The 17,110-nt window shown below is 64.2% G+C and carries 19 protein-coding genes; 7 read left to right on the top strand and 12 right to left on the bottom strand.

The window, feature by feature from the left end; genetic code table 11:
- Positions 1–8: 8 nt before the first annotated feature.
- Complete coding sequence (locus AC1D10_RS06190) at positions 9–797, bottom strand: lysophospholipid acyltransferase family protein (RefSeq protein ID WP_379103417.1); 789 nt, start codon at positions 795–797, stop codon at positions 9–11.
- 122 nt (positions 798–919) lie between these two features.
- Positions 920–1,822: a LysR family transcriptional regulator gene (locus AC1D10_RS06195; protein WP_477269643.1), complete on the bottom strand. Its 903-nt coding sequence runs from the start codon at positions 1,820–1,822 to the stop codon at positions 920–922.
- 119 nt (positions 1,823–1,941) lie between these two features.
- Between AC1D10_RS06195 and AC1D10_RS06200 the strand changes: the two genes are divergently transcribed.
- Positions 1,942–2,412 carry a nuclear transport factor 2 family protein gene (locus AC1D10_RS06200; protein ID WP_477269645.1) on the top strand — a complete coding sequence of 157 codons (471 nt, stop codon included), beginning with the start codon at positions 1,942–1,944 and terminating at the stop codon, positions 2,410–2,412.
- A 24-nt stretch (positions 2,413–2,436) separates the two neighbouring features.
- Positions 2,437–3,087: a pyridoxamine 5'-phosphate oxidase family protein gene (locus AC1D10_RS06205; RefSeq protein WP_477269647.1), complete on the top strand. Its 651-nt coding sequence runs from the start codon at positions 2,437–2,439 to the stop codon at positions 3,085–3,087.
- A 4-nt stretch (positions 3,088–3,091) separates the two neighbouring features.
- On the opposite strand, the gene AC1D10_RS06210 is transcribed toward AC1D10_RS06205, so the two are convergent.
- The 3 genes from AC1D10_RS06210 to ftsE all read right to left on the bottom strand — a co-directional run bounded on the left by AC1D10_RS06210 (position 3,092) and on the right by ftsE (position 5,588).
- A complete protein-coding gene (locus AC1D10_RS06210; RefSeq protein ID WP_477269649.1) occupies positions 3,092–3,817 on the bottom strand; it encodes a YdcF family protein in 726 nt (241 codons plus the stop codon).
- A 132-nt stretch (positions 3,818–3,949) separates the two neighbouring features.
- Positions 3,950–4,936: a cell division protein FtsX gene (locus tag AC1D10_RS06215; RefSeq protein WP_477269651.1), complete on the bottom strand. Its 987-nt coding sequence runs from the start codon at positions 4,934–4,936 to the stop codon at positions 3,950–3,952.
- Positions 4,929–5,588, bottom strand: coding sequence for a cell division ATP-binding protein FtsE (gene ftsE, locus AC1D10_RS06220; RefSeq protein ID WP_010911739.1), 660 nt, complete (start codon positions 5,586–5,588; stop codon positions 4,929–4,931). The genes AC1D10_RS06215 and ftsE overlap by 8 nt, the downstream gene beginning before the upstream one ends.
- 192 nt (positions 5,589–5,780) lie before the next feature.
- Between ftsE and AC1D10_RS06225 the strand changes: the two genes are divergently transcribed.
- The 3 genes from AC1D10_RS06225 to AC1D10_RS06235 all read left to right on the top strand — a co-directional run bounded on the left by AC1D10_RS06225 (position 5,781) and on the right by AC1D10_RS06235 (position 7,547).
- Positions 5,781–6,425, top strand: a complete 645-nt coding sequence (locus AC1D10_RS06225) for a hypothetical protein (protein ID WP_477269653.1) — start codon at positions 5,781–5,783, stop codon at positions 6,423–6,425.
- A gap of 24 nt (positions 6,426–6,449) precedes the next feature.
- Positions 6,450–6,992, top strand: a complete 543-nt coding sequence (gene hpt, locus AC1D10_RS06230) for a hypoxanthine phosphoribosyltransferase (RefSeq protein WP_477269655.1) — start codon at positions 6,450–6,452, stop codon at positions 6,990–6,992.
- A gap of 183 nt (positions 6,993–7,175) precedes the next feature.
- Positions 7,176–7,547, top strand: coding sequence for a response regulator (locus tag AC1D10_RS06235; protein ID WP_477269657.1), 372 nt, complete (start codon positions 7,176–7,178; stop codon positions 7,545–7,547).
- Here the strand turns inward: AC1D10_RS06235 and AC1D10_RS06240 are convergent, their stop codons facing one another.
- The gene (locus AC1D10_RS06240; RefSeq protein WP_477269658.1) at positions 7,548–8,495 is read right to left on the bottom strand and encodes a DMT family transporter; all 948 of its coding nucleotides are present in this window, start codon (positions 8,493–8,495) and stop codon (positions 7,548–7,550) included. It lies immediately after the preceding gene.
- A 200-nt stretch (positions 8,496–8,695) separates the two neighbouring features.
- Between AC1D10_RS06240 and AC1D10_RS06245 the strand changes: the two genes are divergently transcribed.
- Positions 8,696–9,559 carry a LysR family transcriptional regulator gene (locus AC1D10_RS06245; protein WP_477269660.1) on the top strand — a complete coding sequence of 288 codons (864 nt, stop codon included), beginning with the start codon at positions 8,696–8,698 and terminating at the stop codon, positions 9,557–9,559.
- 59 nt (positions 9,560–9,618) lie between these two features.
- Here AC1D10_RS06245 and AC1D10_RS06250 read toward each other — a convergent pair whose 3' ends face one another.
- The 3 genes from AC1D10_RS06250 to AC1D10_RS06260 all read right to left on the bottom strand — a co-directional run bounded on the left by AC1D10_RS06250 (position 9,619) and on the right by AC1D10_RS06260 (position 13,696).
- Positions 9,619–9,990 (bottom strand): glyoxalase superfamily protein, encoded by a 372-nt coding sequence (locus tag AC1D10_RS06250; protein WP_477269662.1) that lies wholly within the window; start codon positions 9,988–9,990, stop codon positions 9,619–9,621.
- 54 nt (positions 9,991–10,044) lie between these two features.
- Positions 10,045–12,636, bottom strand: a complete 2,592-nt coding sequence (locus AC1D10_RS06255; RefSeq protein WP_477269664.1) for a TIGR02302 family protein — start codon at positions 12,634–12,636, stop codon at positions 10,045–10,047.
- A gap of 118 nt (positions 12,637–12,754) precedes the next feature.
- Entirely contained in the window at positions 12,755–13,696 is a 942-nt protein-coding gene (locus tag AC1D10_RS06260; RefSeq protein ID WP_477269666.1) for a threonine/serine dehydratase, read from the bottom strand.
- Between the two features lie 49 nt (positions 13,697–13,745).
- Here AC1D10_RS06260 and AC1D10_RS06265 point away from each other — a divergent pair, with 49 nt between their 5' ends.
- Entirely contained in the window at positions 13,746–14,048 is a 303-nt protein-coding gene (locus AC1D10_RS06265; RefSeq protein WP_379023866.1) for an ArsR/SmtB family transcription factor, read from the top strand.
- A gap of 35 nt (positions 14,049–14,083) precedes the next feature.
- Here AC1D10_RS06265 and lysA read toward each other — a convergent pair whose 3' ends face one another.
- The 3 genes from lysA to argH form a co-directional block, all read right to left on the bottom strand.
- Positions 14,084–15,352, bottom strand: coding sequence for a diaminopimelate decarboxylase (lysA, locus tag AC1D10_RS06270; RefSeq protein ID WP_477269669.1), 1,269 nt, complete (start codon positions 15,350–15,352; stop codon positions 14,084–14,086).
- 70 nt (positions 15,353–15,422) lie between these two features.
- The gene (locus AC1D10_RS06275; RefSeq protein WP_477269671.1) at positions 15,423–15,629 is read right to left on the bottom strand and encodes a hypothetical protein; all 207 of its coding nucleotides are present in this window, start codon (positions 15,627–15,629) and stop codon (positions 15,423–15,425) included.
- A 70-nt stretch (positions 15,630–15,699) separates the two neighbouring features.
- A complete protein-coding gene (gene argH / locus AC1D10_RS06280) occupies positions 15,700–17,100 on the bottom strand; it encodes an argininosuccinate lyase (RefSeq protein WP_477269673.1) in 1,401 nt (466 codons plus the stop codon).
- Between the last annotated feature and the right edge of the window lie 10 nt (positions 17,101–17,110).

Genomic DNA, 17,110 nt, shown 5'->3' on the forward strand with positions numbered 1-17,110 from the left:
CGAGCCTTTCAAGCTTTCGCGCCGAGTTCCCGCAGCCGCTTCATTGCCGTTGGCGGAAAGGCCGGCGGGTTGGGTGCGCGGGATGCCTCGATGAGAAGCTGGTCGCAGGCAGCCTCCGTCTCACCGATCAGCCGGGCCATGAATTCGTCCTTGTTCAAGCCGGGCGGGATCGGCGGCAGGAACCGCGCCTTGATCGTGCCGGGGTAGCGCAGGAATTTGCGGCGCGGCCAGTAGAGACCGGCAACATGGGCGACCGGCACCACCGGAACGCCAAGCTGCGAGTAGATTTCAACGATGCCGTATTTGTAGGCCGGCTCGTCGCCCGGCGCGCGGCGCGTCCCCTCGGGGTAGATGATCAGCTGGCGTGGGTTGCGCGCCATTTCCTCCTTGGTGGCGGCGACCACCGCCTTCAACGCCTTCGAGCGGCTGCCGCGGTCGACCGGGATCATGCGCATCTTCATGATGTACCAGCCGAAGAACGGGATCCAGGTCAGCTCGCGCTTGAGGATGTAGAGCGGGTCCTGCAGGAAAGGGAAGAAGGCGATGGCATCCCAGAAAGACTGGTGCTTGGGCGCCAGGATGAAGGAGCCTTCGGGCAGGTTTTCCTGGCCGGTGATGTCGTTGCTGGTGCCGGCAATCTTGTCATAGAGCCACATGCAGGTGCGCGACCAGAATTTCGGCACGAACCAGGCGCGGTGGCGGGGCGACAGGAAATAGTAGGGGGTCCAGAGGATCATCTGGACGATCAGATTGACGTAGAAGACGAAGTTGAACGCCAGCGATCGGATATAGAGCATGCGGGAGGCCCGGTGAGGAGGTGTGCGTTGGTTACACCAAGCGCAGGCAAAAAGGAAATGGCCGCAAGCCGCTCTGACCGGCAAAGAAGAACGAGCGCCGTTCGGCAGGCAGCCCGGTTCCGCTACACCAGTCGCGCCAGCCGCTCCCTCAGGCGCGGGGCGGCAAAATCGAGAAAAGCACGCAGTTTGACCGGCAGTAGACCGTGGCCCGCATGCACCAGGCTTACCGGCCATGGCTCAGGCTCGAACTCCTGCAGAAGGACGAGCAGCGTGCCTGACCGCAGCGCGGCCTCGATCTGGTAGGAAAGCACCTTGGTCAGCCCGACACCGGCAATCGCCGCGTCGATGGCGGCTTCGGCGGTGTTGACCTGAAGCCGCGAGCGGACCTGGACCGGGACTTCCACCTTGCCCTTGGTGAAGGTCCAGGTGGCGGCGGAGGCAAGTCCCTCGAAAGTGATGCAACTGTGTGTTTCCAGATCCTGCGGGGTCGTCGGCGTGCCATGTTCGGCGAGATAGGCCGGGCTCGCGCAAACGACGCGGCGGATCGAGCCGACGCCAATGGCAACCAGGCTCGAATCGGGCAACCGGCCGATCCGAATGGCGAGGTCGAAATGGTCCTCGACCAGCTGGGTTATGCGATCTGCAAGCGTCAGGCGGATGTCCACGTCGGGATAGGCCGCGAGAAAGCCGGTGACGACCGGCAGCACGTGCAGGCGGCCAAAGACCACCGGGGCGGTGATGGCCAGTTCGCCGGTCGGAGCGCTGTATTCGCCGGCTGCCGTGCGTTCGGCCTCGCCGACGTCATCGAGAATGCGACGACAGGCGGCAAGATAGGTCTGGCCGGCATCGGTCGTCGTCAGCCGGCGCGTCGAGCGGTTCAAGAGGCGTGTATTCAGATGCCGTTCCAGTTCGGAAACCTTGCGGCTGACCGTCGCCAGCGGAATGCCGAAACGGCGCGCCGCGGCGGAAAGGCTGCCGGCCTCCACTGCGGCGACAAAAAGCGACATGGCTTCGAGACGATCCATAGCTTCTTCCAGAAAGTGGAAGGACGGATTGCGAATATGTCATCTGCATTTGAAGGATGGAAGGCTTTATATCGGGGTTGGCCTGGCTGCAGCAAGGCCTCGACGAGCAAGGAGCTACCATGTCTGAAAGCCGGCCGCCGATACCGCCCTTCACAGCCGAGACCGCCGCGCAGAAGGCGCGCATGGCCGAGGATGCCTGGAATTCGCGCGATCCGGCCCGGGTGGCGCTTGCCTACACAACCGATAGCCGCTGGCGCAACCGCGCCGAGTTCCTGCAAGGCCGCGATGCCATCCAGGCTTTCCTGACGCGCAAATGGAGCCGCGAACTCGACTATCGGCTGATCAAGGAGGTCTGGGCTTTCCACGGCAACCGCATCGCCGTGCGCTTCGCCTATGAATGGCACGACGACAGTGGCTCATGGTTCCGCAGCTATGGCAACGAGAACTGGGAATTCGACGAACACGGGCTGATGCGTCTGCGCATCGCCAGCATCAATGACCTGCCGATCGGCGCGGCGGATCGCAAATATCACTGGCCGCTCGGCCGGCGGCCGGACGACCATCCGTCATTGTCGGAGCTCGGGCTTTAAGATCGTCCGGGCAAGGAGGCTTTCATGAATGCTCACGCTTTCACCAGCGACGTCGCCTTCACGCCGACCGTCAAGGCGATCCAGGCTCGCAAGGGGTCACGCCAGTCCTATGCTCGCGTCGAGGAGCGTGGCGGCTGGCAGGCCGTCATCACACCTGATCTTGCCGCCTTCATCGAGATGCAGACCAGCGTCTTCCTGTCGACGGCCAATGGCGATGGCCAGCCCTATATCCAGCATCGCGGCGGACCCGCCGGCTTTCTCAAAGTGCTGGATCAACATACGATCGGCTTTGCGGATTTCTCTGGCAACAGGCAGTTCATCACGCAGGGCAACCTGGCCGACAATCCGCAGGCTTTCCTGTTCCTGATCGACTATGCCCACCGGCAGCGCATCAAGATCTGGGGCTCCGCGCGGGTCGTGGAAGGCGACGCCGAACTGACGGCGAGGCTGATGCCACCGGACTACAAGGCCCGCCCCGAGCAGGTCATCCTGTTCGCGGTGTCAGCCTGGGATGCCAATTGCGCGCAACACATCCCGCAGCGGTTCGAGGCGGCTGACGTGGCAGCGGCGCTCAGCGAACGGGACAGGCGTATCGAGCGCCTTGAACAGGAGATCGCACGCCTCAAGGGGACTTCAGGCACTGCCGCCGAGGCAGGTGCTGCCGCCGGCGAATGATGGTTCAGCCGCCGGCCGCAGTTTCGGCCAGCGCGATGCCGTCGGGTGTCGGCTTCATCGGCACGATGCCGCGCGCCAGCGCCAGCAGATATTTGTTGTATTCGGTGAACAGCACGCGCAATGCCCGCGGCTTGGTCAGCCAACTGCCATTGTCGAGGTTGGTGTTGACCACCGGATAGGGCTCGAGCTTGGCGCCATGCAGCAGCCGGCCCATTTCCAGCAGGCTGCGCGGCATATGATAGTTGTTGGTAACGAGGATCACCGTGCCGTAGGCATGGCTCTCCACCCATTTGGCGCTTTCCTCGGCATTGCCGATCGTGTCCAACGCGGCTCGGTCGATGTCGACGCAACAGGAGAACAGTCGCTTGTCGCCACCGATCGCCGCCTGCAGTTGGCGGCGGCTGGCGGAAGGATGCACGCCGCTGATCAACAGCCGCTCGCCCTTGCCGGACGCCAGCAGATCCATCGCGGCGTCGAGGCGGGACTGGCCGCCGGTCAAAACGATGATCGCGTCGGCCTTGGCCGGATTGGCGGGCGTCGTCAGATGGCTGACCTTGTTGGCGAACCAGCCAAAGCCGCCGGCAAACAATGTTGCGAGGATGAGCAGGGAGAGAGCGGACACGCGCAACGCAGCCTTCAGACGGCTGAGCTCGCCGTGGGCACACGAACGGGCAACCATCACTGGCATAGGCCCAGCCGTTCCGGTCGGTTCCCGCGCGTCCATCGCCATATGGTTAATCCTGAAATGCGGTCTTGGGTAGCTGAAAGACGCAATTTGCGTTACGCCAATTCTCCATCCGTGATCACCCTGTCTGTATCGATCTGACTGTTTCGACCTGGTCCTGCTTTCGAGCGACGTGGATTAGCCGGCATCCGGCTGGCGAACGTCGATATCACTGAGATAGGCGACAACAGTGGCATGGGACGTCGCGGCCGTCAGTCCGCCGATCACCAGCACCATGAGAACGACGCCGAGATAGCCGGCCGAGCCGATGGCGAAATTGCCGAACAAGGCGGTCGCCTGGTCGGCCTGCGGCGTCGCGATGTTGCGCGACGACCACCAGGAAAAGACGATGAACACGAGCACTGCGGCGGCTCCGCCGGCAGCGGCCCCCTTCATCCCGGTGACCAGGAAATGCCGGCGGAATTCGCGGGCAATGAAGCGCGCCTCGGCGCCGACGAAATGCAGCACCTCAATGATATGGCCATTGCCAGCCATGGCGCCGCGCGTCGCGAACACCACGGTCAGCACCGTCGCCGACAGCATCAGCGCCAGCACGGCGATGCCGATGGTCACCGTGGTGCGGGCCATGGCCACCAGCCGGTCGACCCAGGTGCGGTGATCGTCGAGCGATGCACTTGGCAATTTCGGGGTGATCGCGGCGCGCATGGCGACGAAATCAGGCGGGCTGCTCTCGTCGATGGTGACGATGATCAGGCGCGGCACCGGCAGCTCGTCAATGTTGAGGCCAGAGCCCAGCCAAGGTTCCAAGAGCCTCGCGGTCGCCTCGCGATCGATGATCCGGGTCGCCTTCACGCCGGGGAATTCGCCGGCGATCTGCGAGGCCTGGGCAAGAGCTGCCTCCATGTCGAGGCCGTCGACCGGTTTGATCTGGATCGTCGCCTCGCGCGAAATCTGGTTCTCCCAGACAGAGGCCGTGTCGCGCACCAGCGTCACCGCGCCGAAAGTCAGGCAGGACAGGAAGGTCATGATTGCGATGACCAGCACCAGCGCCCGGCCGGCGATGTTCTGTGCCGGCACGATCGGTGCCATCCTGCGCTGGGCACGCGGTCTTGCCTCGGCGTCCTGCTCCCGTTCCTCAAGATGTTCGGCGGACAGCTCAGTCATAGATATCCAGCCTTCCGCCGGCCAGGATCATGCGGCGTGCGTCGACCTGTTCCATCAGGCCAAGGTCGTGAGTGGCGATCACCACGGCGGTGCCGAGACGATTGAGCTCGATGAACAGCCGCAGCAGGCGTCGCGCCAGCGGCGGATCGACATTGCCGGTCGGCTCGTCGGCCAGCAGGATCTCCGGCTGCTCGATCAGCGCCCGCGCGATCGCGGCGCGCTGCTTCTCGCCGCCCGACAGAACCGGCGGCAGCACATGCATGCGCTCGCCCAGCCCGACCCATTTCAACAGCTCGGTGACATCGGTGCGGTAGCTCGCCTCCTCGCGCCCGCGCACGCGCAGCGGCAAGGCCACGTTTTCATAGGTGGTCATGTGGTCGAGCAAGCGAAAATCCTGGAACACCACGCCGATGCGACGCCTCAGATGCGGCAGTTCGGTGCGCGAGATGCGCGAACGGTCCTTGCCGAAGATGGTGATCAGCCCGCGCGTCGGCTTCAGCGACATGAACAGCAGGCGCAGCAATGTCGTCTTGCCGGCGCCCGAAGGCCCGCTCAGGAACTGAAAGGAGCGCTCCGGGATGTGCAAGGAAATGTCGCGGAGGATTTCCGGACCCATGCCATAGCGGAGGCCGACATTTTCGAAGCGAATCAATTTCGACGACCTGAAATGCGCGGCTGCAGTGAGCCAGCCTGTTCTGGGAAAAGACCATCGGCCGGCATGGTTAACCGGCGGTTAATTTCTGGGCTCTTTCGGCTCGTCACGAGGGCTCCGGTGGGGAAGCGTTAACCATTTGTGTTTACGCAAAAGAAACGAAAAGCGAACACGTGCTGCAATGCTGGTGCCATGATGGCTGACGATCGAACCGCGCGCCCGGTTTCCGGCGAAATCATGACCGATCCGGCGGCAATTGCCGCAGCGGACCGGTTCATGCGCGGTCCGGCGGCAGATATTGTCGATGCCGACTACGTGGTGATGCCACGCCTTGTCCCCGCCGCGGAAAGCGTTTCGCCGCTGCCGCGTGCGATCGTCACGCCGTCCATCGAGGGCATGGACATGCTGCGCAAGCCCGAGGCTCCGGTGGAGCGGCCGCCGGCCTCGCGCGGCGGACCGATTTTCTGGATTGCCGGGATTGGCGCCGCCTTGGCCGCCTTCTGGGTCTCCGGCGGGCATGCGCTGGTGCGCCAGGCGCCGTTCCTGTCCAGCGCGCAGGCGTCGGCACTGAGCATTTCCGGCGTCACGTCACGCGTCGACGCCTCGGGCCAGAATCCCGTGCTGTTCGTCGACGGCGAGGCGGCCAATGACGGCGCGAAACCGGCGCCGCTGCCGCCGCTCGAAATCCGGGTGACCGGCAATGATGGGCACATGACCCGCTATACGTTGGGGACATCCGGCCGTTCGCTGGCGTCGGGCGAAAGATTCGGCTTTGCCAGCCGCCTCGACGTGCCTAAGAACGGCGTAAGGACCGTATCGGTCACTTTCGCGCAGTAGGCGATCACCGGGGAACAACCATCTATGCCCATCGTACGCGGCAAGGACATCGAAGTCCTGTTTTCGGCATCGGCGATCGCACGGCGCAATCTCGAACTCGCCAAGGAGATCGCCGAGCACGACTATCACGACCTGCTGGTGATTTCGGTGCTGAAGGGCTCGTTCATCTTCGCCGCCGACCTGATCCGCGCCATGCATGATGTCGGGCTGTCCCCCGAGGTCGAGTTCATCTTCATTTCCAGCTATGGCGCCGGCACCACCAGCGGCGATGTGAGGGTGCTGCGCGACATCGACAATGAGGTCGCCGGGCGCGACGTGCTGCTGATCGACGACATTCTCGAATCGGGCAAGACGCTGAGCTTCACCCGCGACCTGATGCTGTCGCGCGGCGCCAGGAGCTGCGCCATCGCCGTGCTGCTCGACAAGCGCATGCGCCGCCAGACCGCGCTCAACGCCGACTATGTCGGCTTCGACTGTCCCGACTATTTCGTCGTCGGCTACGGCATGGATGTCGCCCATGCCTTTCGTGAGTTGCCGTTTGTCGGCGTCGTCAAAGGTGATGTGTGAGGCCCTTTGATAATTCTACACCGGCCACCTGACGCGGCTTTCTGTGATTCCGGTGCTCACGGACCCGAATGGTCGCTTCGCTCCGGTTCTCGAAAACCACGCCATTTGACTCGCCGGTGCGAATTCTGAAAAGGCCTGGCGCCTTCAGGAAAAGTCAACTTTTCGCCGCCAAATATGGCGGCCATGGCAAAGCTTCTGATCGTCGAGGACGATGAGTCCGTCCGCACCCTGGCCGCCCGCGCGCTTGAACGTGCCGGGCACACAATCGACGTCGCCGCGGACGGCGCGCAGGGGCTTTCGCTGATCCGGGCCGCGCTTGGCCGCTACGATCTCGTCATCTCCGACATCCGTATGCCGGAGATGGACGGCATCGAGATGGCGATTGCGGCGGCGGCACACTTCCCGTCGATGAAGATCATGCTGATGACCGGCTATGCAGACCAGCGCGAGCGAGCCGAGGAGTTGAACGGCGTAATCCTCGATGTTGTGCAGAAGCCGTTTACGCTGGCCGAAATCCGCTCACGCGTCGAACGGGCGCTTATCTGCTTCGCCTGATCAGGCCGGATCGGTGGCAGCGAGCACGGGCGGAGCGCTCTTGCGGCGTTCGGAGTTGAGGGCGAGCAGGCCGGCGCCGATGATGAGGGCCGCGCCGATCACGGTCGTCGACCTGGGCACCTCGGCGAAGAACAGGAAACCCCACAGCGGCGACCACAGAATGCCGGTGTATTCGAAAGTGGCAACGCGGTTGGCCGGGGCCATCCGGTAGGCCTGCGACAGCAGGATCATGCCGGCGGAGGCGACGAAACCGCAGGCCGCCATCTTGAGAAAATCGGGCAGCGTCGGCGAGAGCCAGGGCCGCACCAGGAATTCCAGGCTCGGGTGGACGGCGTGGGTAATGCCGGCAAGATGAAATGCGCCGGCAACCACGGCCGCGCCAACCAGGTAGGCGCCATTTTGATAGAAGGCCATGACGGTCGACGATTCGGTATCGCCGATCTTGCGGGCCATCAGCTGCGAAAAGCCGTAGAGCGCCGCCGAGCCCAGTGACAGCAGCGCCGCCCAGTCGAACAACCCGGCGCCGGGGCGCAACATCACGAGGACGCCGAACAGCCCGATCAGCACGGTCGCCATCGTCTGCCAGGAGACGCGCTCGCCAAGATACGGCCCGGCCAGCACCATGATGAACAGCGGCGCCATGAAATAGAGCGCCACCGCGTCGGCCAGCGGCAAGGCAGCGATGGCCAGATAATACACCGTATAGGAGGTGAACTGGATGAAGGCGCGCATCGTCAGCATGCCGAATCGCTTCGACAGGATCGCTGGCAAGCCGACATCGGCGTGGACGAGTACAATCAGGATCGGCAAGGCAACGATCGAGCGGATGGCCATCACCTCGGTCACCGGATAGCCGCTCGATACGGCTTTGACGAGGGGATCCTGCAGCGAGAAAACCAGCACGCCAAGGCACAGGCTCAGGATGCCAAGCACCATCCGATTCCGCATCTGCCGTCCAGGCTCCCTGTAAGCGAAAAAGAACCCGCCACCGTTTCGGGCAGCGGGCATGAGTGAGGACTCTTCGAATTGGTCCGCGGCCGATTTCGCAGCCGCATATCCAATGGGAGAGGCGACTATCGTCCGGCGTTTGACATGTTGCAAACGAATTGGAATGATATCAGCAATCAAATTCCCTTATGGCGGATTTCATGCGGCCGAACCTCGACAGCGACCTCCTGCGGACCTTCGTCGCCGTTGCCGAAGCCGGCAATTTCACCAGGGCGGCGGAGCAGGCCGGCCGCACCCAGTCAGCGGTATCGATGCAGATGAAGAAGCTCGAGGACCTGATCGGCGACAGCCTGTTCGAGCGCGGTTCGCGCGGCGTCGCGCTGACGCGGCGCGGCGGCGAACTCATCGTCAACGCCCGCCGCATCGTCTCGCTGCTCGACGAGACGGCGGCGTCGATGGCGGCAGCGCCGCTTGGCGGGCCGGTGCGAATCGGCATTCCGGAGGAATATGGCCACGCCATCCTGTCACGTGCGCTCGGCGCTTTTTCGAAGCGCCACACACAGGTCGAAGTCACCGTGCGCTATGCGCATTCGGGGGCGCAGGTGGCGGCGCTCGCCGCCGGCGAACTCGATCTCTGCGTGGTTTTCGAATGGCAGGATCCTGCTGGCGGCGAAGTGCTGATGCACGATCCGACCGTGTGGGTGACATCGACCCTGCACCACATGCATGAGGAGCAGCCGGTGCCGATCGCGCTCTACAACCGGGCGGGCTGGTGCAAGGACTTTGCCGTCAAATCGCTGGAGCAGCGCGGCCTTGCCTATCGTGTCGCCTATACGAGCGACACCACCGGCGGCCTCAAGCTCGCCGTCACCTCCGGGCTGGCCATCGCGCCGATCTCACGCAGCAACATCCCTGCCGGCTGTCGCGAACTGACGTCCGCGGATGGGTTCGGCGACATCGATTCCTCGAATGTGGTGATGCACCGCAACCCGAATGCCTCGGGCGAGGCGATCGATGGCATGCAGGAGGCAATTCGCGAGGCGTTCGTCAACAGGCTGGGTTAGTGCATGTCGCCCAAAAGTGTGCAGCGGTTTTGGGATAACGACATGCACAAGACAAAGACTCAGCCTCCGGCATCCTCGTAGAAATGCAGCCGGTTGCCGAACGGATCGGCGACCGATACCTCGCGGGATTTCCACGGCGTCTCTTCCAGGCCGGGCCTGGCGAAGCGGTAGTTCTTGCCGATCAGTTCGCGATGAAATGCTGCGATGTCCTCGACCTTGATGCGCACGGCAACGCCAGGCGCGCCATCGCCGTGGTGCTCGCTGAGATGCAGCACACACCCGTCGCGGCCGGCCGCCATGTAAAGCGGCGCGTTGTCGTCGAAGCGATGCTCCCATTGGACCTCGAAGCCGAGGAAGCCGACATAGAATTCACGTGCCTTGGCGATGTCGAAGATGCGCAGGATGGGCGTGACAGTGCCAAGTGTCGGCATGGTGTTGTAACCGTTCGGGGTGTTCGGATGGGGTTGGACGCGGCGCGGCGATTCCTATTTCAGCTCCAGCAGCCGTTCCAGATAGCTGCGTTCGATGTCGGGGCTGAGCGCATTGCCAAGCCGCTTGCGGATCGCTTCCAGAATCTGGCGGGCGCGCTGCACGTCGATCTCGTCCGGCACCTTCACCGAATCGCCGAAGTCGGGACCCTGGCTGGCGCGTGGCCGCCCGAGCGGATCACGATCGGCGTTCTGCTGGCGGCCGCCTTGCTCGCTGCCGCCCTGGTCGCCCTGCATCGCCTGCAACTGCTTCATCATGTCCTTGGCGCCCTTGCGCAGCGCTTCCAGCGCCCGGCCCTGGTGGCCGACCGCCTGATCGCCTTCGCCTTCGCCGAGCGCCTGTTCGGCATTGCCCATGGACCTGCCGGCCTCGCCGAATCCCTCATTGGGCTCCATGCCCATGCCTTCGAGCCCCTTCTTCAGCTGCTCAAGGTCGTTTTTCAGCTGGCCCTGACCCTGCTGCAGCTGTTTCAGCGCATCGGCGAATTCCTGCGGTGTCATGGGCTTCGGCTGACCATCCTCGCCGGACTTGCCGTTTTCGCCCGATTGACCTTGCTCACCGTCCTGGCCGAGCTGCTCGTCGCGGTTCTGTCCGCGCTGGCGCTCGCCGCGCTGCATCTGGTCCATGCGGAAGGTGTCGTTCATCATCTCCTGCTGGCGCCGCAGGATCTCGCCGAGCTTGTCCATCTGCTGGCGCATCTCGCTGTCCTGCTGGCCGCCTTGCTGCTGACGGCCGGCCTGAAGATTGTTCATCATGTCCTGCAGTTGCGACAGCAATTGCTGCGCCTTGTCACGATCACCCGACTTCGCCAGGTTCTCGATCTGGTCCATCATGCGGTCGATATCGCTCTGGCGCAGTTCCTGGCCGTTCTGCTGCATCTGCGGGGCGTTGGGATTCTGCTTGGCGCGTTCCGCGAATTCCTGCAGGAACTGGTTCATCGCCTCGCGCAGTTCCTTCATCGCCTTTTCGATTTCCGCGTCGCTGGCGCCGTTCTTGATGGCGTCCTGCAGTGCCTGCTGCGCCTGGCGCAGTCGCTTTTCCGCGGCCGAGAGATTGCCCTCCTCGATGCCGAGCGCGATCTCCCAGAGATAGGACACTTCGCTGCGCAACTGGTCGTCGGTGGTAGCCATCTTCAGCCGGCTGCGGGCGCTCATGATGGCGAGGTAGTGAGACATGTTGTCGAACGTGTCCTCGGGCCGCAGCGTGATCGCGTCCATCAGGTCGAGCACGCGCGGCTTGGCGTTGGCGTCGAGCGCCAGCAGGCGGCGCTGCTCGATCACCGCCCGCGCCAGCGGATTGGCGAATGGCCGCTGCGGCATCAGCAGCGTCTTGGTCTCGCTCGACGCGGTGTGCCCGGCATCGTCGGTGGCGACGAGCGTCAGCGTGATGCTGTCGCCGGCCCAGACATGTTCGGTCAGGTCCTTCGACGTCCTGGCGGCGTTCGACTTGCCGCCGCGGCGCGGCAGCGACAGCGGCATTTCAGGCGGACCATAGAGCGGATGCGCATTGGGCGCCTGTGGATCGGCGAGCGCGAAAACCGCTTTGGCATTGGCGGCGCCATAGTCGTCATCGATCTGGTAGTTGAGTTCGAAGGCGCCGTTGGCGGCGCGCTTCGGCTCGCCGACAAAGCGGATCTGCGGCGGCTTGTCCGGCATGACCGCAAAGGCCCAACGGCCGAGCGAATTCTCGCCTGACGTCAGCGTCAGCGTGCCGTCGCCGGTCAGCTTGCCGGTGAACTGGCGCACCTTGGACGGCGTCGCCGGGCTTGCCGCCGGCTTGGCCGTGGCGGCGGCCTGCGGGCTGGCCGGATCGATGGCGCGGGAATTGCCATTCTTGTCGGCAAAGGCAAGCGTTTCCTCGCCTGAGCCGCCGGTCACGCGCAACGACACGTCGCTGCCTTCGGGAACGGTGAAGGTCGGCGTCGTCTGGTTGGCGTCGGCCGTCAGGAAGATCGGCGGCTTGCCGGTGTAGGCTGGCGGTGTCACCCAGGCGTCGATGCGCGGCGGCACGATATCGTGCGCGCCATGGGCGCTGAATCCGTCGCCTATCCTGCCGCCCGACGGCCCGAAGGAGAAGGCAAACGCGGTGACGAGCAGAAGTGCCGCCACGGCGCGCAGCCCCCAGGGATCGCGCTCCGGCACGTGTGTGCGCGGCAGGTCGGCGCCAAGGCTGTCGAGCTTTCCGGCCATGCGCTTCTGGTGCTCGCGCCACAGCGCCTGCGAGAAGCTGCTTTCCCTGCCGCTTGGCCGGTCGGTCTGCACCAGCACCGGGCTGTGCAACAACTCATTGGCCGCTTCGATCCGGCGGTCGACTTCGGCCGCGCCGGGTATCCGGAAGAAACGCAGCGGATAGAGTGCCGCCAGCGCCGCCACGCCGAATGCGGCGACGAGGCCGATGCGCGCCACGTCCGGCAACCGCGAGAAAATGCCGAGCCAGGAGACGCTGAGGAACAGGCTGGCGACGATAACGAGCGGAAGCAGCAACGGCCAGCCGCGTTCGACCGTCATCGAGACCCGCGTCGCCAGCCGGCTCAAGGCAAGGCGCCCGGCCAGGCCGCGATCGCTGCTGAAGGTGGGTCGTTCCGTCATCGGCCCTTCCATGGGGCGGGCAGGATAGCCCAAGCCTCACGACTCGAAGAATACCAGCAAACACGGCAAAGGCGAGGCAGTTTGAAAAAACGTGAAGCCGGCCGTGTGATGGTTGCAGTCAGAACGTCGCGGGGTTTGCATTCGCGCCGCAGACCAGCACGGCGATGCGTTCGCCCGGTGCTGGCGCATAGCGTCCGGACAGCACAGCCGCGAAAGCGGCGGCACCACCCGGTTCGGAGATGATGCGGACCCGGTTCCACAGCGCCTTTTGGGCAACGATGATGTCGTCGTCGCTGACCAGGATCGAACGTTCGACAAAGGCTTCGGCAATCGGGAACATCATTTCACCGACGCGCTTTGGCGCCAGCGAATCGGCGGCGATCCCTTCGGCCGGCGCGTCGACGGGTTGGCCGGCCTCGAAGGCGCGGTAGAGCGTCGGTGCCCCCTCCGGTTCGACTGCGATGATGCGGATGCGGCCGGCGAACCAGGCGGCGACGCCGCCGATCAGGCCGCCGCCGCCGACGGCGACCAGCAGCGTGTCGATCTGCGGCAGGTCGCGCTCTATCTCGAGCCCGAGCGTGCCCTGGCCGACCAGCGTTTCCTCCTGGTTGAAAGCATGGATCTGCAAGGCGCCGGTTTCCTCGGCGAAACGTTCGCTGGCGGCCAGCGCCTCGGCATAGCGGGCGCCACCGACAACCAGTTCGGCGCCGTAGGAACGGATCCGCTCCAGCTTGGCGGGCGGGCTCACTTCAGGAACGAAGATGGTCGCCTTGTGACCGAGCCGCATGGCGGCATAAGCGACTGCGGCGCCGTGATTGCCACCCGATGCAGCGACGACGCCGGCCTTGGGAACCGCTCTCTCCAAAAGATTGGTGAAGGCGCCGCGCGCCTTGAACGAGCCGGAATGCTGCAGGCATTCGAGCTTCAGGTCGATCGCCAGCGGCGGCCGGTCGAAATCGGCCATGTCGACGCCCAACACCGGTGTGTGGCGCACATAGGGCCGAATGCGCGGTTCCATCGCGGCAATGCGTTCGCGTGTGATCGTGTTGCCGTTGGTCATCGACGTCTCCCGGGATTGACAGCAATTAGTAACTTGGCAAAATGGCTAAATGCAAGAGGTTGATGTCTTTAAGGCGATCGCCAGCGAACGCAGGTTGCAAATCCTCGACTGGCTGAAGGATCCGCGCGCGCATTTCCCACGTCAGGCCGACGGCGATCTGGTCGAGGATGGCGTTTGCGCGCTGCTGATCGCCGAGAAGCTCGGCATCACACAGGCGACGCTCAGCGAGCACATGCGCGTGCTCACCCAGGCCGGCCTGCTGCGTGCCAAGCGCATCAAGCAGTGGACGTTCTACCGCCGCGACGAGGACAGGATCGCCGACACCAGGGCGCTCATCCAGAACAGGCTGTAGGGTCGCTGTCCGGGCGTTGTGGCCCGGGCAGGCGTCTATGCGAGCCAGTCGGGTACCGAATCCAGCCCGATCAGATCGTCATAGGTCAGGCGCGGACGCACGATGTGGAACCGGTCACCGTCGACCAGCACCTCGGGCACCAGCAGGCGGGTGTTGTAGGTCCCGGCCTGCACAGCGCCATAGGCGCCGGCGGTAGAAACGGCGATCAGGTCGCCGGCCTTCAGCCTGGGCAGGTCACGGTCGAGGCCGATATAGTCACCGGTTTCGCAGACCGGGCCGACGACGTCGACCAGCATGCGCGGCGTGTCGGCCGGCGGCTGCACCACCGCCCGAATGTCGTGGAAGGCATCGTAGAGCGTTGGCCGGATCAGATCGTTCATGGCGGCGTCCACGACAAGGAAATTCTTGGCGTCGCCCTCTTTCACGAAGATCACTTCGGAGACGAGGATGCCGGCATTGCCGACGATCAGCCGGCCGGGCTCGAACATCACCTTGAGCCCAAGCTTGGTGACATGCTTCCTGACGATGTGGGCATAGGCATCGGGCAGGGGTGGTGGGTTGTTGTCGACGCGGTAGGGGATGCCGAGGCCGCCGCCGAGATCGACATGCTCGATGGCATGGCCATCGGCGCGCAATGCGCCGACCAGATCGACAAGCAGGGCGAAGGCGTCGTCAAAGGGCTGCAGCTCGGTGATCTGGCTGCCGATATGGGTGTCGATGCCGGTGACCTTCAGACCCGGAAGCTTTGCGGCCCGGGCATAGACCTGGCGCGCCCGCTGCCACGGGATGCCGAACTTGTTCTCGGCCTTGCCGGTGGAGATCTTCTTGTGGGTCTTGGCGTCGACATCGGGATTGATGCGCAGCGAGATCGGCGCCACCTTGCCAAGTGCCGCGGCACGCGCCGACAGCAGCTCCAGTTCAGGTTCGGATTCGACATTGAAGCAAAGGATGCCGGCGGCGAGGGCGAAGTCCATTTCGCGCGCGGTCTTGCCGACACCCGAAAACAGGATCTTGCTTGCCGGGATGCCGGCGGCCAGCGCCCGGCGCAATTCGCCTTCCGACACCACGTCGGCACCGGCACCGAGCCTGGCCAGCGTCCGCAGCACTGCCTGGTTGGAATTGGCCTTCATGGCGTAGCAGACCAGCGCGTCGAGCCCGGCGAAGGCCTGGGCAAACACCCGGTAGTGCCTGGTCAGGGTGGCCGTTGAATAGCAGTAGAACGGCGTGCCGACCTGTGCCGCGATATCAGGGATCGCGACGTCCTCGGCATGCAGCACGCCGTCGCGGTAGTCGAAATGGTTCACGAGAGTGGTTCCGGAAAGTTGGAGCACGATGGGACCGGGTTTGGAAAGACTCCCCGCGGTCTCATCGGCGCTAGATCAGTGGGTCGAGGAAGAACTTCTTGTCCTGAACCGGTTTTTCCGGCTCCGGCGGCACAGGCTGGTGCGCCTTCGAGGCATCCTTGCGCGCCTGGACGGCTGCCTCATAGGGCGTGTCGAGACCGCCCCTCCTGCCGCAAGCCGAGACGGCCGCAATCGCCACCAGCAGCGTCAGCGTCACCAAAATCCTGCTTCCGGTCATCGATCCATCCGTCCGAAACTTTTTCCAGCCGCCGCTTTTAGCCGAGTTCTCAGCGTATTGCACCCCGGGTTCACGCCTTTGCGATGCGCTTTTTCCAGCCGCGAATCTGCTTCCTGACTTCCGACGGCGCGGTGCCGCCGAAACTGGTGCGGCTCTTGACCGAGTTCTGCACCGCCAGCACCGAAAATATATCCCCTGTGATGCCGGGATGGATCGACTGCAGGTCTTCCAGCGAAAGCCTCTCCAGCCCCACCTTCTTCTCTTCGGCCAGCGCCACCGCCCGGCCAGTGACGTGATGTGCCTCGCGGAACGGCAGTCCGAGCGTGCGCACCAGCCAGTCGGCAAGGTCGGTGGCGGTCGCGTGGCCGGAGCCGGCGGCCTTCTTCATCGCCGCAGCGTTGATCGTCATGTCCGAGACCATGCCGGTCATCGCCGCCAGCATCAGGTCAAGCGTCTCGGCGGCATCGAACACCGATTCCTTGTCTTCCTGCATGTCCTTGCCATAGGTCAGCGGCATGCCCTTCATCACCGTCAGCAGGCCGACCAGATGGCCGGTGACGCGGCCGGTCTTGCCGCGCACCAGTTCTGCGGCATCGGGGTTCTTCTTCTGCGGCATGATCGACGAGCCAGTGGAAAAGCTGTCCGACAGTCTGACGAAGCCGAATTGCGGCGTCGACCAGATGATGATCTCCTCGGCGAGCCGCGACAAATGCGTGGCGCAGATCGCGGCAAGAGCGAGGAACTCCAGCGCGAAATCCCGGTCCGAAACGCTGTCCAGCGAGTTGCGCATTGGCTCGCGGAAGCCGAGCGCCTTGGCCGTCTGGTGGCGGTCGATCGGGAAGCTGGTGCCGGCAAGTGCCGCGGCACCGAGCGGGCTTTCGTCCATCCGTTCGATCGCGTCGCGGACGCGCGAGAGGTCGCGCGAAAACATCTCGACATAGGCCATGCAGTGATGGCCGAAGGTCACCGGTTGCGCCGCCTGCATATGGGTAAAGCCGGGCATCACCGTCGCCGCATGCTCCTCGGCCCGCGCCAGCAGCGCCGCGATCAGCCCTTTCAACGCCTCGGCGACGCGAAAACACTCGTCCTTGACCCACAGCCTCAGGTCGACCGCGACCTGGTCGTTGCGCGAGCGGGCGGTGTGCAGCCGGCCCGCTGCAGGGCCGATCAGGTCGGCGAGGCGAGCCTCGATATTCATGTGGATGTCTTCCAGCCGGGTCGAGAACTCGAACGTGCCGGCTTCGATCTCTTTCAGAATCGTGTTCAGCCCGTGAGCGATCTTTTCTTGATCGGCCGCCGAAATAATGCCCGTTTGCGCCAGCATCTCGCTATGGGCGATCGAGCCTCGGATGTCCTGCGCATAGAGTTTGCGGTCGAACGAGATCGACGCGTTGATCGCTTCCATGATCGCGGCCGGACCCGAGGCAAAACGTCCGCCCCACATCTGGTTGCTGGTCTTCTTGTCGCTCATCGCTATAACC

The sequence above is a fragment of the Mesorhizobium sp. P2_A8 genome (assembly GCF_056404935.1).